We start from the raw sequence: 14,803 nt of genomic DNA on the forward strand, positions 1-14,803 counted from the left end.
CGCCGGTACCGCGATGTTCAGGCGGCAGGCAGCAGTTCGAGCTCGACGAACTGCAGCTCCGACCCCACGGGACGCGCTCGCAGTGCACCGCTCCGGATCGCCTCCCCATGGGTCTCGCATACTGCAGCGAGCCCGAGACCGCCTCCGAGGGCGACGATTAGTTGATCGCCGGGGAGGTCGGCGCAGGAGCAGACAGCGCAGTGGGGCATGTTCATCGTTTCCTCTCGCGTGCGCAGAACGCACAGAACGGCCTAGTGGGCCAGTCATTCACAAACGGGACAGAACGGCCCAGTGGGCCAGTCATTCACAAACGGGGACGTCAACCACTGCGAGGAAACGGACACCGGGACACGGCCACAAAGATAGGCCGCTCGAATGTGTACAGCGTAGGCCATCACCCATAAGGGTCACCCCCGGTCGAGGGGGATGACCGGCCCCACAGAACCCGCACCTTGCACGTTCCCGGGCTGGGCGCTACCCCCGTCAGCCAAATCGACAGCACATCCTAAGCTTGGGGTCGCAGTCACCCCCAGACGGGATGGCCTGAGGGCACTCCTCCATCGAGGGGTGCCGCATCGAAGCACCACACCACAGCAAAGGATTCACGCCATGATCGGCCTCATCATCAGCCTCATCGTCATCGGACTGATCGCCGGTGCACTCGCGCGCCTCATCATCCCGGGCAAGCAGAGCATGTCCATCCTCATGACCATCGTTCTGGGCATCGTCGGCTCGTTCGTCGGTGGTTTTCTCGGGTTCTTGATCTTCCAGCATGACCCGATGGACGGCTTCTTCCAGCCCGCCGGCATCATCGGCTCCATCATCGGTGCCATCGTCGTGCTATTCATCTACACCCGCGTGAAGGGCCGTCGCGCCTAGCAGTCTCCGGCGGCACTCTGCCGCTTCGAACGACGGGAGCCGGGCCGGCGCCCTCCGCATCACGCGGGGCATCGGCCCGGTTCCTTCGTTCGTTAAGCTGTGGTCTGTAGAGGGGAGGAGCGCATGCTCGCAGATGTCGTTCTGGTCATCGTCGGCATCGTCTCGGCGGTGCTCGTCGGGCTGGTCAGCAGGCGTGTGCTGGGCGGCCCGGTCGGCTGGCCCCGGAGCATCATCGTCGGCATCCTCGTCTTTCTCTGCGGTCTGCCGTTCGCCCTCTGGGTGGGCGAACAGAGCGGAACGGTGTCCGGTGACGCGCACACCTTCGAGACCTCCTCGCTGGTCGGCATCCTGGTCATCGTGCTGAGTGTGGCCTGGGTGTTCGCCCTCGGTGTGGCCGTGCTGGTGGGCCTGGAGGTTCTGCTGCCGACGCGGCCCCTCGCCAACCCGGTCGACGTGATCCGGGGCGCGATCGCCCAGCGCCGCCGCACCGCCCGGTACTTCCAGATTCTCGAGATCGCGTCGCGGCACGGCGCAGGGTTCGTTTTCTCGGGCCGTACTCGCCGATCATCCGATCTCAGTTCGGCAGAGCAGCGCGCCAACGCGGTCGTCGCGACGATCAACGCGTCGGGCGTCACCTTCGTGAAGATCGGGCAGGTGCTCTCGACGAGGCGCGACCTCATTCCGGAGCCGTATCTCAGTGCGCTCGCGTCGCTGCAGTCGGGGGCGACCACTCTGCCCCGGGCCGAGATCCGCCAGACGATCCAGAGCGAACTCGGCCGGCCGATCGAGGGGGTGTTCGCGGCAATCGAGCCCACCCCGCTCGCCGCTGCATCGGTGGCGCAGGTCCACAGGGCCACCCTGCTCGACGGCTCGGAGGTGGTCGTGAAGGTGCAGCGCCCGACGGCGCGTGCGCAGGTGCAGGCCGATGTCGACATCATCCTCCGTCTCGCCCGGCGTGCCGAGGAGCAGACGCAACAGGGCCGCGACCTCCGCGCGGAGTCGGTGGCGCGCGGCTTCACGACGACGCTGCTCGATGAGCTCGACTACACGATCGAGTACAACAACACGGAGATGATCCGCTCGACCCTCCGCCGTATATCGGAGCACTCGGGCGGGGGCTCGGGCGCCCCGAGCATCACGGTTCCCACGGTCTATGCCGACGCGAGCAGCAAACGGATGATCACGATGGACCTCGTCGACGGCGTGCCGCTCAGCCGTGCATCCGACCGTCTCGGCCTGCTTTCGTCAGGCGCTCGCCACGCCCTCGCCGTGGGGCTGATGGACACGGTACTCGAGCAGATCCTGGTCTACGGAGTCTTCCACGCCGATCTGCACCCCGGAAACGTCATCCTCCGCGAAGACGGGTCGCTCGGCCTCATCGATTTCGGAGCGATCGGCGTGATCGAGCGCAGCCAGCGCGAGCGACTCGCGACCCTGTTGCTCGCCGCGTCGAACGAAGACGACGTGGCGGCGACGGATGCTCTGCTGCTCATCGTCGATGTGCCACCCGGTGCCGACATCGACTCGTTCCGTCACGACATCGGTATCGTGCTCACCACCGTGCACCACCGCGGAGGCGGCGCCGGGGGATCGATCTTCACGCTGATGCTCGACGTCATCCGGCAGCACCACATCGCGCTTCCCTCTACCCTGGCGTCGGCGTTCCGCAGTTTCGCGACGCTCGAGGGCTGCCTGCATGTGCTGGTGAGCGACTTCGACATGATGGGCAGCGCGCTCGATCGCGTGCCCACTCTCCTCGGTCGGATGCTCAGCGCGAAGCGGCTCGCCCTGACGGCCCAGGCACAGGCGTCGAACACGGCGGCCTACGCCCGAACCCTGCCGCGCCGGGTCGATTCGCTGCTCACGCAGCTCGAACACGGCACCCTGGGGGTGCGGCTGCGGCATTTCGCGTCGGACCCCGACCGCTCCTTCATCGACGGCATCGTGGGCGAGGTGGTCGGTGCATTCGTGTCGATCGCTGCCATCGTCGTCGCGATCGTGCTCGTGGTGGCGGGCGGCGGGCCGCTCCTCGCGGCGAACCTGCACCTGTTCGACCTGCTCGGGGCAGCGATCGGCTTCTTCGGATTCCTCGGGGTCATGCGGGTGGTGCGAAACGCGCTGGTGCGGCGCACCGGCGGGCATCCGTAGCCAGGCACCGACCGCCCGGCGCTACCGCGCGATCTCCGACCCGGGGATCGCCGCCAGCAGGGCCCGCGTGTACTCCTGCTGCGGCTGATCGAAGATCGTGTCGGGGGTGCCGCTCTCGACGATGCGCCCGTGCTGCATGACGTGTACCTCGTGCGAGATCATCCGCACCACGGCGAGGTCGTGGCTGATGAACAGGTAGCTGAGCCCGAGTTCGGCCTGCAGCTCGGCGAGCAGCTCGAGGATCTGCGCCTGCACGATCACGTCGAGGGCCGACACCGCCTCGTCGAGCACCACGAGCTCGGGGCTGAGCGCGAGGGCCCGGGCGATCGCCACACGCTGGCGCTGCCCGCCCGAGAGTTCGTGCGGCAGACGGCTGGCCAGCGCGGTCGGCAGAGCGACCTGGTCGAGCAGCTCGTTCACCCGGGCATCCTGGGTCGCCCGCGTGCCGATCCGGTGCAGCTGCAGCGGCTCGGCAATGCTGCGGCCCACGGTGTACCGCGCGTCGAGTGAGCCGTAGGGGTTCTGGAAGACGGGCTGCACCCTGCGCCTGAACTCGAAGAGCTCGCGGCGGTCGAGCGTCGCCAGATCGACGCCGTCGAAGACCACCTGGCCACGGGTGGGGTCTTCGAGCTTCAGCACCATGCGTGCGGTGGTCGACTTGCCCGATCCCGACTCGCCGACGACGGCAACGGTCTTGCCCCGCGGCAGGGAGAACGTCGCGTCGGAGACGGCGGTGAACGGCTCAGCCTTCCGGAACGGGGCCGAGCGCACCGGGAACTTCTTGGTGACACCCCGCAGCTCGACGACGTTGCCGACGCCGATCACCGCCGACGTGAGACCGTCGCGTTCGGCGCGTAGTACGTGTTCTCGTTGACGATCTTCGAGATCGAGGCGATGTCGGCGGCGCGCGACGTGTTGTCTGCATCGCCGACCTGCTCCGTCAGCAGCCGGTCGATCTCGGCGTCGGAGATGTAGCCCTGCCCGCCGGTCTTGAGCAGTATCGTGAGCGGCAGGTCGGCATCCATCACCGACGGAGCGAAGGCGAAGAGAAAGATGCCGGGCAGCGAGGCCGAGAACCGGGCCCCGCTGTAGGTGCTCGACTCCTCGCCGTCGAGGGTGACGTTCAGGCCGGCCGCTGTGAGGTAGCCGCCGATCGCCTGGGCGATCTGGTCGATCTGGGGCAGGCCGGTGGTGGGGTACGAGAGCGGGATGGCCGAGCCGTCGTATCCGGATGCCGCGATCAGGCTCTTGGCCTGGGCGAGGTCGAACGTCGTGGCCGCGTTGGTGTGGTCGAAGCCGAAGGTGCGGATGTTCGGGTCGTCGAGCCACTTGGCCTTGGCCTTGGCATTGAAGCCGGTGTAGAGAACGCGGTTGCTCTGCTGCTCCACCACGTCGACGGTGCCGGAGGCCTTCACCGATCTGACCTGCGACGGCCCGAGCAGCGCAATGTCGAGGTCGCCCGACTGCACCGAGTTGGCACGGGTGGTCTCATCCGGAACCGGGGTGAACACCACGGTCTGAAACTCGCCCTTGGTGCCCCAGTAGCTGTCGTTGCGGGTCAGGGTGTACGGTCGCCCGGTGACGGTCGCGTCGGAGAACTTCGCGTCGTCACGGAGGGTGAGGACCCATGTCTTCAGGTCGTAGCTCTTGGTCCACGCCGTGGAGAGGCGGGGTACGACGGCGCCGGTCGCGTCGGTCGTGGCGAGCTGGTCGAACACATTGTAGAAGACGTTCAGCGCGGGCAGGTTGGTGTCGAAAAGGGGGTCGAGCGACGACGGTTCGTCGGTCAGGGCGACGGTCACGGTCGACGACGCGGCGTCACCGGATGCTGAATCCCCCGATGACGAGGCGCATCCGGCCAGGGCGAGGGCGGCCGTGACGACGACGGCCGCGAGGCCGAGCGATCTCTGCCTGAAGCGCGAGCGGGGTGTGGTGTTCATGAATGCCTCCGGGGGTGCGGGTAAGGGTGCGGGTGAGTCAGGTGGTCGAACGTGAGCGTCTGACGCCCACGTTCTGGGAGAGGAACTGGATGCCGCCGATGACCAGGAAGATGGCCAGCGCCGGCACGAAGACGAGTGACGGGTTGGACTGCAGGTAACGCTGGCCCTCATTGATCATCAGACCGAGGCTCGGCGTGGGTGGCTGGATGCCGAGGCCGATGAAGCTGAGCGACGACTCGATCGTGACGACGACGCCGATCTCGAAGGCCGCGAGAATGACGACCTGCGAGAGCACATTCGGCAGCAGGTGCTTGCGAATGACCCAGAATCCGGATGCCCCGGCCGACCGTGCGGCCTGAACGAACTCCTGCTCCCGCAGCGACACGACCATCGACCGCACGACCCGGCCGTAGCCGACCCAGTCCGTGAGCCCGAGCAGCACCACGAGCAGCAACGGTCTCGAACCGAGCGTCGCAACCAGAACGATGAGCAGCAGCACCACCGGGATGGCGAGCTGGATGTCCCCGATCGACATGAGCACGGTGTCGATCCGCCCGCGGAAGTACCCGGCGGTCAGCCCCACACTCGTTCCGACGAGCGCACTGATCAGTACGGCACCGAAGGCCACGAGCAGGGAGACCCGCACCGCCACCGACAGGCGGCTCAGGATGTCGCGACCCAGGGCATCCGTGCCGAGAAGGTGCGCGGGGTTCTGTAAGGGTGCAAGCAGGTTGTCGCCGAGATCCTGGGTGTCGGTGTCGAAACCGGGCAGGAACGGTACGACGAGCACCAGCACGGCGACGATCGCGAGCATGATCACGCGATCGTGAACGAGACGCTGAAGCGGCCCCGCTTCGAGGGAGGCCTGTCGCCCGAGATCGCTGCGTCGACGCCGAGCACGCCGAGCACGCCGAGCACGCCGAGCACGCCGAGCTTCTCCGGGGTCGGCGTTCCGACCGCTTGTTGTACGGGGGTGGTCTGGGTCATGCGAGCCTCACTCGGGGATCGAGAACCGCGTACAGCAGGTCGACGATGAAGTTGATGACGATGAAGACGACCGCGATGACGACCACGCCGGCCTGCACGATCGGGTAGTCGCGCTGGGTGACGCCCTCGATGATCAGACGACCGAGCCCCGGCCAGTTGAAAACCATCTCGATCACGACGAGCCCGCCGACGAGCACGCCGAGGTTGATGCCGGCGACGGTGATGATGGGCAGCAGCGCGTTCGGCAGCTGATGGCGGATGACCACGCGCGAGTGCGGCACGCCCTTGGCAAGGGCCGTGCGCACGTAGTCGGAGCGGCGGCTCTCGGCGAACGAGGCGTTGAACAGCCGCAGGTAGAGGGCGATCTCGAAGGTCGAGACGGTGGCGACCGGGAGCACGAAGCTGAGGGCAGAGTTCATCCCGAGGGCCGGCAGCAGCCCCGCCCAGACTGAGAAGACGAGGATGAGCAGGATGCCGAAGAGGTACGGCGGGATGGCCTGGCGCACGGTCGCGATCGAGAGCATGGCGGTACGCACCCGGGGCCGGGTGCTCAGTTCTCCGGCGACGGCCAGGACGATCGCGAGCACGAAGCCCACCGCGAACGAGATGAACGCGAGCTGCAGGGCGGCGGGGAGCCGCTGCAGCACCAGAGCGAGCGACGAGGTCGACTGCCGGATCGAGTTGCCGAGGTCGCCGTGCACCGCATCGACCAGGAAGCGGCCGTACTGCCCGGCCAGCGAGTCGTTCAACCCGAGGGAGGTGCGCATGTCGGCGACATCCTGTGGCGTCGCGTCGCGTCGTTCGGCAGCATCGGACGAACGGGGTCCCCCGTCAGGCGGGCGAGAACGAATGCGAACGAGAGCACGATGAGATCGTGAGTGCGGTTCGCACCAGTCTCGAGCTGATGAATCGGAGCATTCGCGAGGGGCCTCTCAGCAGTCGGGTGGGTGCTGAGATGAACCATACGTTCGCGGTGTAGCCCATGAATATCGGCGAGGTAACCTTTGGATTGCGCACCCCGGAGGCCGGTCGATGAACGGCCCCGGGTCGATATACGCCACCCGTCAGACGGTCGGGAAGGCCGCCTTGACCGCAGACACGCGCAGGAAGTCGAGCTTCGCGGCCGCCTCCGAGCCCGTGGCGGCGGTGTAGGCGACGATGCGGAGGTCGGTTCCGGCGACGCTGAAGACATCGCAGTCGAGTTCGAGATCGCCGACGAGGGGGCTTCGAACGACCTTGCGCTCGGACTGGTGCTCGCCGACCGCACCGCTCTCCCACAGGTCGCGGAACCGCTCGCTCGCGCTCCGCAACTCGGCCACCAGCGCGTTCACCCTGCGGTCGTCGGGGTAGCGACCCTGCACGCGGCGGAGGTCGGCGACGAGCGAGGCGCCGAAGGCGTCGAGGCTTCCGGAGCGGCTCACGATGCGGGATTCGCCGGTGCCTGTGGCTGTGCCTGTGCCGGTGCCGGTGCCTGTGCCGGTGGCTGTGCTGGTGCCTGCGGCTGGGCTGGTGGCAGCGACTGCGGCCGTGCCTGTGCCTGCGCCTATGCCGGTGCCCATGCCGGTCTCGTCGGCGTCTCTGTGCAGGGCTTCGCCCGTGAACATCGAGCGCACGAGGTTGGGGCGGCCCGTCGCGGGGCGAACGGGCTCACCGAGCAGCGCGGCCCAGAGCGGGCTCCACGAGATGAGGTCCCACGCAGCGGTGAACACCGCCACAGGGGTCTCGCCGAGTCGGGCGACGAGTCGCTGCACGCCGGGCGGGATGTGCGACGGGACCTCGCGCGGTGAGGGTGGAAGCAGCCCCGACACCACGAAGAGGTGATCCCGTTCGGCATCGTTCAGCTGCAGCGCCCGCGCCAGGGCAGCGGCGACCTGGGCGGAGGGACGCCGGGCGCGACCCTGCTCGAGGCGCACGACATAGTCCACGCTCAGGCCGGCCAGCGCGGCGAGCTCCTCCCGGCGCAGGCCCGCTGCCCGGCGGGAATCGCCGGCGGGCAGCCCCACGTCGAGCGGGGAGAGACGGTCGCGCCAGGAACGCAGGAGCGCCCCCAGATCGCCGTGCCGGTCATCCTGCATCGCCTCAGTTTGACAGTGCGCGGGCGGGAATGGCGGGTTCTGGGTGGTACCGCCAGTCCCTACGCTGGGTGCACCTCACGCTGGGCCGACCTCACGCTCGGCCGGGCCACGACAGTGCCGGCGGCCGGGTCGAGACTGGGGCCATGACCATTTCACCCTCCACCACATCCGCTTCATCCGTCACCCTCATCTCCGGGGCCAACAAGGGTCTCGGCTACGAGACCGCCCGCCGCCTGATCGCAGCAGGCCACACCGTCTGGATGGGCGCTCGCGACGAGGCCCGCGGACGCGCTGCCGCCGACGCCCTCGGCGGCCGTTTCGTGCAGCTCGACGTGACCGATGACGCCTCCGTGGCTGCCGCGGCCCGAACGATCGCCGCGTCGGGCGGACTCGACGTGCTCGTGAACAACGCCGGCATCACCGGGACGCATGCCGCGCCCGCCGACCTCACTGGCGCCGACGCTCTGGAGGTGTTCGACACCAACGTCGTGAGCATCGTGCGCATGACGTCGGCGTTCCTGCCGCTGCTGCGGACCTCGGCCGCACCCACCATCGTGAACGTCACGAGCGGTATGGGCTCCTTCTCCTCAGTGCTCGATCCGGAGCGAGTCGAATCGCAGATCGTCGCTCCGCTCTACCAGGCATCGAAGTCGGCCGTCACAATGCTCACCGTGCAGTACGCGAAGGCGTTCCCCGAACTGCGGATCAATGCCGCCGACCCCGGCTACACCGCCACCGACCTCAACGGGAACAGCGGCCCCCAGACCGTCACCGAGGGCACCGACGCCATCGTCGACCTCGCGACCCGCGGCGGAACCGGCCCCACCGGCACCTTCATCGACCGCGCCGGCGTCGCGGCGTTCTGAGCGGCCGGCCGACTCGGGCTTCGGGGGACTGTAGCTTCGGGGGGCTTGGCGCCGGGCTCGGGCTGGGGCCAGGCTGGGGCTGAGGGCCGGGGCTGAGGGCCAGGCTGGGGATGGGGCCGGGGTCAGGCTGGAGCTGAGGGCCGGGCTGGAGCTGAGGGCCGGGCTGGGGTTGGGGCTGGGGCTGTTGCTGGCGGCGCCCTCTGCGGGAGGCGCACGCCCTGCGTGAGGCGCACGCTCTGGCCGGCCCGGCCTCCCCAGGGCCCGGCTCCGTCAGAGTGAACGGCGGTAGGTGATTTCCTCGCCGCACTTGGACCAGGCCCGCCTTCGAGAGCACCCGCTGGGAAGCACTGTTTCCGAGGTCGGTTTCTGCCTCCGCCACCGTCGCGCCGTGACGTCGACCCAGCGCGGTCGCCCGCGGATAGGTCGCTCTCTGAAACGATCCGGGTCGACGGAACCGGCCACTCGCCCGAAGTGATCCGGCGAGCGAGCGCGGGTGCGATTCGTATGAGCAGCAGCCGAACTGTCGTGAGGTGCATCGCCCTCCACTTTCCGCCCTCCACTCTCCCACCTCCACGAACCCACCTCCACCCTCCCGCCTCCACCCGCTCTCACATCCACTCGGATGATGAGCGACCGCGGGGAGTCGAGGGAGTCGGAAGCGCGCATAAAGGGGTCGCTGGACCGTGAGGGGTCGAGGGTGTCCACAGGGCCTCGCGGCGTCAGAAGGCCTAGCGGCGTCAGAAGGCCTCCCGTCGTCAGAAGGGTGGAGTGGTGTCGCGGACCTCGTGGCGCGTAGTGAAGCGCGGGGTGGGTCGTACAGCCGAGCTGGGGCGCGGTGGGGTGGGGGGTGTGGGTTCTACGTGGTACTCGAAGCCGGCGGGAGACGTCCAGGTGATGGTGCCGGTGGGGGTCTGCTCGATGGTCCAGGTGGTGTGGTGTTTGACTTTGTGGTGGCTGGTACAGAGTGGGCTCAGGTTGAGGAGGTCGGTTGTGCCGCCGTCCTCCCAGGCGATGGTGTGGTCGAGGTCTGCGGTGGTGGAGGGAGTGCAGTCCAGGGGGAAGGTGCATTCGGTATGAGTGAGGCGGATGAGCTCGTCGAGGTCAGCCGGGGGTCTGTAGCGTTCTCGTCTGTAGGCGAGTGGAATTCCGGTGATCGGGTCGGTCAGGATCCGCCGGAGCGAGGGTGCGTCGCGGGTGAGTATGAGTGCGGTGTGCTGGTCGATGGGCCCGTAGCCCTCCAGCTCCGCCCATCGTCCGGTGTCGAGACCGGCGACAAGCGCCACGAACCGCCCGTCGATCTCGTGATCGTCAGGGGGAGGGTCAGCAGTGGTCGATGAGGCGGTGGTAGTCGGCGGCGTGGCGGGGGTGGCTCGAGGTGCGGTGGGCGTGGATGTCTGTGTGGCGGGGGTGGCTCGAGGTGCGGTGGCCGCGGCTGTTGGTGTGGCGAGGGTGGCTCGAGGTGCGGTGGGCGCGGATGTCGGAGTGGCGAGGGTGGCTCGAGGTGCGGCGGGCGTGGATGTCGGTGCGGTGGGCGCGGCTGTCGATGTGGCGAGGACAGCTGTCGGTGTGGCGGGCGGAATCGGAGGGCAGCCCTCTGACGCCGTGGGGTGCCCCGGCAGGGCCGGGAGGAGGGCAAGGACCGGGACGGTGATGTTCACTCGGGCGCGGATGCCGGGGGTGACGGTGGGGATCTGGGTCTCGGCGTTGAGCATCAGGTCGGTGAGGGTGTCCACGCGCAACTGGGTCAGGGTGCGGGGGTCGCCCGAGTTCTTCGCTGACCGGCCCAGTTCTGTGGCGCGATTGTAGATCGCGACCGCTTCGACCGCCGGGAGGTAGAGGGAGAGGTATGCCATTCCGTCTGAGGCGGGTTCGAGGTAGAGACGGCGGCAGGCTGCGGCGTCGGTGTGGCGTTGGATCGCGGTGTCGGGTTGCGCGTGCTCGACCGCTGAGCGCGCGAGCCTCTCGAGGCGTTGCACGGAAACGTTCCGGGCGGCGGGAAGGAGTTCGGCCTCGTAGGCGGGCAGGCAGTCGGCGGGCAGGGTTCGGGAGCATTCGACGATCTTCTCAGCGTGGCGGTAGGAGATGGTGCCTGATCGGAGGGCGGTCATCGTCGAGCTGAACACGCCGGTGAGGCCCTCGCTGGTGTGCAGGAGTCGGCGGGCGTCGCCCTCGCTCAGGTGCAGGGCGACAGCGAGCTCGGTGGTGACCTCGCGCTCTGCGACCATCTGGCTCGACCACTGCGGGCCGCCACGGAACGTGTCCTGCGAGTGCAGACCCACACCCGCCAGTCGGGCCTCCTCGACCAGCGCCGCGTGCTCCGCCTGCGCCGCAGCCAGCAGGCGGTGACTCTGCAGCACCGCGGTCACCGCCGCTGCAAAACGCTCGCGCCGCGACTCTGATAACCCAGGCTGAGATTCGTGAGATTCGTGCGATCCGTGCAATTCGTGCGATCCAGACTGCGATCTGTGCGATCCCGACGGCGACTCGGGCGATCCCGACGGCGACTCGTGCGATCCCGACGGCGACCCCAGTGCACTCGTGCCCGGCCTCGACGGCAGCTCCGCCCGAGGCGGCGTCGGGACGGAGTCGACGAACCGCGGCGGGGTGGAAGCGCCGACCAACGGTCGTTCAGTGAGCAATTCTCGGGTCATGCAGACAGTCAACCACGGGCATCCGACACCCGAAGGAGACTGCCGGAATCGGTGGACAAACCGTCGAACCAGCAGGTTGTGGAGGAGAGGACGAAGACTCTAGAAGAGGGTCTCTGCCGTCGATGCCGTCGATACCGCCGACGTCGAAACTCGCTCAGCGGCTCGTCCGGAACCCGGCGCCGCGACAGGCGCCGCGAGAGAAGCCACAACGGGCGCACCACCCGCACCACCACCACCAGCACCGGCTCCCGCCGAACCACTCACCCCACCCGGGTACCCCGGCCCGACCTCGGGCGCGCGCCCGCGGGCGAACGCCTCCGCGGCACCTCGTGCGCGGGTATCCGCCGCCTCGTTGAGCTCGTGGCCGACGTGGCCCTTCACCCATTCGAAACGGTAGCGGCGGCCGACGATGGCCGCATCGATCTCCTTGATGAGGTCGAGGTTCATGACCGGTTTGCCGTCGCCCTTGCGCCAGCCCTTGCGCTTCCAGCCGGGCATCCATTTGGTCACGGTGTTGATGACGTACTGGCTGTCGCAGAGGATGTGCAGGTCGTCATCGACGTGCGCCGTCGCCCGGAAGAGCTCGAGCACGGCCTTCAGTTCGCCCATGTTGTTGGTTCCGTGCGGCCAGCCGCCGGCGCCCCAGGTGTTGTCGTCGATGTACCAGGCCCAGCCGGCGGGCCCCGGGTTGCCGAGCGCGGAGCCGTCGGCGGATGCAGTGATAGTCATTGCTTCAAGGGTAGCGGGCGGGCCATCGTCAGTCGTCTCGGTTAAACTCCGGCTAGCCGCACACGAACACCCCAGCACACGAACACCCAGACCCCGAACGAAGAGGCACCCATGAACGACGAACCCGACACCTATGACGTCGCCATCATCGGCGCAGGCCCCGCCGGAACCGCCGCCGCCCTGCGCGCCGCCGAGCTCGGCGCTCGCGTGGTCGTGCTCGAAGCCGACCGCGTCGGAGGAACCTGCGTCAACACCGGCTGCGTTCCTACACGGGTGCTCGCGAAGACCGCGCGCCTCCTCCGCGATGCGCACCACGCCGACCTCTTCGGCGTCAGCGTGGGCACCCCCACGATCGACTGGCCCGCGACGGTCGCGCGCGTGAACGAACGCGTCGACGCCGTGCGCTCCATCAAGCGGGAGATCGGGCGCTTCGAGGAGGCTGGCGTCACGCTCATCCGCGAGGGCCGTGCCCGGTTCCAGGATGATTCCACCCTCGTCCTCGACAGCGGTCGGTTGATCAGGGCGACCTCGATCCTCATCTGCGTCGGAGGTCACTCCAGGCGCCTTCCCATCCCGGGCGCCGAGCTCGCGACAGTGCCGGAGCACGTGCTGAGTCTCGCCGAAATCCCCCGCAGGGTCGCCGTGATCGGCGCGGGAAACACCGGAGCGCAACTCGTGACCGTCTTCAGTTCGTTCGGGTCGCAGGTCACCCTGCTGGATGTCGCGCCCCGGGTGCTGATGGCCTCCGACGCGTCGATCTCCGAGGTCGTCTCCGCCGCCTTCGCGCACCAGGGTGTCGACGTGCAGGTCGGGATCGAGACTGTCGAGAGCCTCACCCGCCGGGCAGACGGTTCCATCGGAGTGGCCTGGCAAGCATCCGGAGCTTCGAAGACCGTCGACGTCGATGCCGTCATCATGGCGACCGGCTGGCCGGCCGACGTCGAAGACCTCGGGCTGGGCAACGCCGGCATCGAGGTCGTGCGGTCGGCCATCCCCGCCGACCAGTACTTTCGCACGATCGTGCCGCACATCTTCGCTGTCGGTGACTCGAACGGCCGCGACATGCTCGTGCAGGCCGCCCAGTTCGAGGGCGAAGCGGCCGCCGAGAATGCGGTGCTGGGTGCGAACCGTCGCACTCCGCACCACCTTCTGCCCGCGGGTGGCTTCACCGACCCCGACTATGCGGGAGTCGGTCTGACCGAGGAGCAGGCGCGCGGGCACGACGAGTTGTGCGTTGTGGCTTCGGTGCCCTACACGCAGCTCGAACGGGCCGTGATCGATGGGCGAGAACTCGGTTTTCTCAAGCTGATCTCCGACCGGCGCCGAGAGCTCATCCTCGGTGCGCACGCGGTCGGCGAGAACGCCGTCGAGGTGATCCAGTCGGTCACCACGGCGATGGCGGCGGGAGTGGATGTCTCGACCCTCGCCAGCGTGCGGTTCGCGTACCCCACCTACAGTGCCGTGATCGGGGCGGCGGCCCGCTCCCTGCTGGCGTCGGGGCCTTCTGCGCGGTAGCCCCGCGCCGACCGGCAGCTGTCGCATTCCCGCCCCGGGGTCAAGCCCGTGACGGCGAGGGGCTAGCGGGCGTTGACTGGGGTGGCGTCACGCCGCCCGGGAATGAACCCCCGTCACTCAATCCCCACAAGGAGAAGCTCCATGCACGTAGCCGTTCTGGGAACCGGAACCATGGGCGCTGGTGTCGCCCGCTCGCTGCTGCGCGCCGGCATCGAGGTGACCGCATGGAATCGTCACCGCGAGCGGGCCGAACCCCTGGCCGCTGACGGCGCGACCGTCACCGGGACAGCGGCCGAGGCAGTTTCCGGGGCCGACGTCGTGCTGACCGTTCTGTTCGACGAAGAGGCCGTCGCAGAGACGGCCCGGGAGTTCCTCGGGGCGATGCGCGACGGAGCGGTGTGGATGCAGAGCGCCACGGTCGGCGTCGCGGGGCTCGAACGTCTGGCCGACCTCGCGAACCGGCACGGGGTGACGTTCGTCGATGCCCCCATGGTCGGCACGAAGAAGCCTGCAGAAGAGGGGATGCTCGTTGTGTTGGTCGCCGGTGATCCGCTGGTCATCCGGGGCCTGGCGCCCGTGCTCGACGCCATCGGGTCCAAGACCGTCGATGCGGGGGAACGCCCCGGGGCGGCGAGCGCTCTGAAGCTGGCCTGCAACGCCTGGGTGGCTTCGTTGACCGCGGCGACGGCACAGTCGATCCAGCTGTGCCGGGCGCTCGGCGTCGATCCCGAACTCTTCCTGAGTGCGATCGACGGCGGCCCGTCGAACACCCCGTATGCGCAGCTGAAGGGCGGGATGATGCTCGCGGGCGACTATACGACGTCGTTCGCGGTCGACGGATTGGAGAAGGACCTCACCCTGATGCTCGACGCAGCGTCGGGTGTGGATGTTTCGACGGCGCTCCTGGAGCCGCTGCGGGAGGTGTTCGCGCAGGCGAGTGCGGCGGGCCACGGGGGTGACGACATCGCTGCCGTGATCACGGCACTCGGCGACTCAGCGCACTGACCCGCGCC

At 68.5% G+C, this 14,803-nt stretch carries 13 protein-coding genes and 1 pseudogene; 5 read left to right on the plus strand and 9 right to left on the minus strand.

Features of this window, described 5'->3' with window-relative positions:
- Positions 1-17: 17 nt before the first annotated feature.
- The gene (locus tag B7R24_RS04115) at positions 18-215 is read right to left on the minus strand and encodes a hypothetical protein (RefSeq protein WP_116417690.1); all 198 of its coding nucleotides are present in this window, start codon (positions 213-215) and stop codon (positions 18-20) included.
- A gap of 394 nt (positions 216-609) precedes the next feature.
- On the opposite strand from B7R24_RS04115, the gene B7R24_RS04120 reads away from it, so the two are divergent.
- Both B7R24_RS04120 and B7R24_RS04125 read left to right on the plus strand, forming a co-directional pair.
- Positions 610-879: a GlsB/YeaQ/YmgE family stress response membrane protein gene (locus B7R24_RS04120; protein WP_116417691.1), complete on the plus strand. Its 270-nt coding sequence runs from the start codon at positions 610-612 to the stop codon at positions 877-879.
- A gap of 123 nt (positions 880-1,002) precedes the next feature.
- Complete coding sequence (locus B7R24_RS04125) at positions 1,003-3,027, plus strand: ABC1 kinase family protein (protein ID WP_116417692.1); 2,025 nt, start codon at positions 1,003-1,005, stop codon at positions 3,025-3,027.
- Positions 3,028-3,048: 21 nt separating this feature from the next.
- Here the strand turns inward: B7R24_RS04125 and B7R24_RS17975 are convergent.
- From B7R24_RS17975 to B7R24_RS17520, 6 genes and pseudogenes are all read right to left on the minus strand, one after another.
- Positions 3,049-3,834: pseudogene (locus B7R24_RS17975) on the minus strand (ATP-binding cassette domain-containing protein); the annotation flags it as partial.
- A 14-nt stretch (positions 3,835-3,848) separates the two neighbouring features.
- Positions 3,849-4,967, minus strand: a complete 1,119-nt coding sequence (locus B7R24_RS17980; protein ID WP_253259260.1) for an ABC transporter substrate-binding protein — start codon at positions 4,965-4,967, stop codon at positions 3,849-3,851.
- Between the two features lie 37 nt (positions 4,968-5,004).
- Positions 5,005-5,781, minus strand: a complete 777-nt coding sequence (locus B7R24_RS04140) for an ABC transporter permease (RefSeq protein ID WP_147303956.1) — start codon at positions 5,779-5,781, stop codon at positions 5,005-5,007.
- A 2-nt stretch (positions 5,782-5,783) separates the two neighbouring features.
- Positions 5,784-5,954, minus strand: a complete 171-nt coding sequence (locus tag B7R24_RS17515; protein WP_172582695.1) for a hypothetical protein — start codon at positions 5,952-5,954, stop codon at positions 5,784-5,786.
- Positions 5,951-6,721 (minus strand): ABC transporter permease, encoded by a 771-nt coding sequence (locus tag B7R24_RS04145; protein ID WP_116417696.1) that lies wholly within the window; start codon positions 6,719-6,721, stop codon positions 5,951-5,953. Before B7R24_RS04145 ends, B7R24_RS17515 begins: the two co-directional genes overlap by 4 nt.
- A gap of 297 nt (positions 6,722-7,018) precedes the next feature.
- Complete coding sequence (locus tag B7R24_RS17520; RefSeq protein ID WP_172582696.1) at positions 7,019-8,029, minus strand: helix-turn-helix domain-containing protein; 1,011 nt, start codon at positions 8,027-8,029, stop codon at positions 7,019-7,021.
- A gap of 143 nt (positions 8,030-8,172) precedes the next feature.
- On the opposite strand from B7R24_RS17520, the gene B7R24_RS04160 reads away from it, so the two are divergent.
- Positions 8,173-8,895, plus strand: a complete 723-nt coding sequence (locus tag B7R24_RS04160; RefSeq protein WP_116417698.1) for an SDR family NAD(P)-dependent oxidoreductase — start codon at positions 8,173-8,175, stop codon at positions 8,893-8,895.
- A gap of 755 nt (positions 8,896-9,650) precedes the next feature.
- Here B7R24_RS04160 and B7R24_RS04165 read toward each other — a convergent pair.
- Together B7R24_RS04165 and B7R24_RS04170 are read right to left on the minus strand one after the other, a co-directional pair.
- Complete coding sequence (locus B7R24_RS04165) at positions 9,651-11,252, minus strand: HNH endonuclease signature motif containing protein (protein WP_172582697.1); 1,602 nt, start codon at positions 11,250-11,252, stop codon at positions 9,651-9,653.
- Positions 11,253-11,645: 393 nt separating this feature from the next.
- Entirely contained in the window at positions 11,646-12,275 is a 630-nt protein-coding gene (locus B7R24_RS04170; RefSeq protein WP_116417700.1) for an RNase H family protein, read from the minus strand.
- Between the two features lie 111 nt (positions 12,276-12,386).
- Between B7R24_RS04170 and B7R24_RS04175 the strand changes: the two genes are divergently transcribed.
- Both B7R24_RS04175 and B7R24_RS04180 read left to right on the plus strand, forming a co-directional pair.
- Positions 12,387-13,790, plus strand: a complete 1,404-nt coding sequence (locus tag B7R24_RS04175) for a dihydrolipoyl dehydrogenase family protein (RefSeq protein WP_116417701.1) — start codon at positions 12,387-12,389, stop codon at positions 13,788-13,790.
- Between the two features lie 102 nt (positions 13,791-13,892).
- Positions 13,893-14,795 (plus strand): NAD(P)-dependent oxidoreductase, encoded by a 903-nt coding sequence (locus B7R24_RS04180; RefSeq protein ID WP_116417702.1) that lies wholly within the window; start codon positions 13,893-13,895, stop codon positions 14,793-14,795.
- Positions 14,796-14,803 lie beyond the last annotated feature (8 nt).

It is taken from the genome of Subtercola boreus (assembly GCF_003399645.1).
GTDB lineage: Bacteria > Actinomycetota > Actinomycetes > Actinomycetales > Microbacteriaceae > Subtercola > Subtercola boreus_A.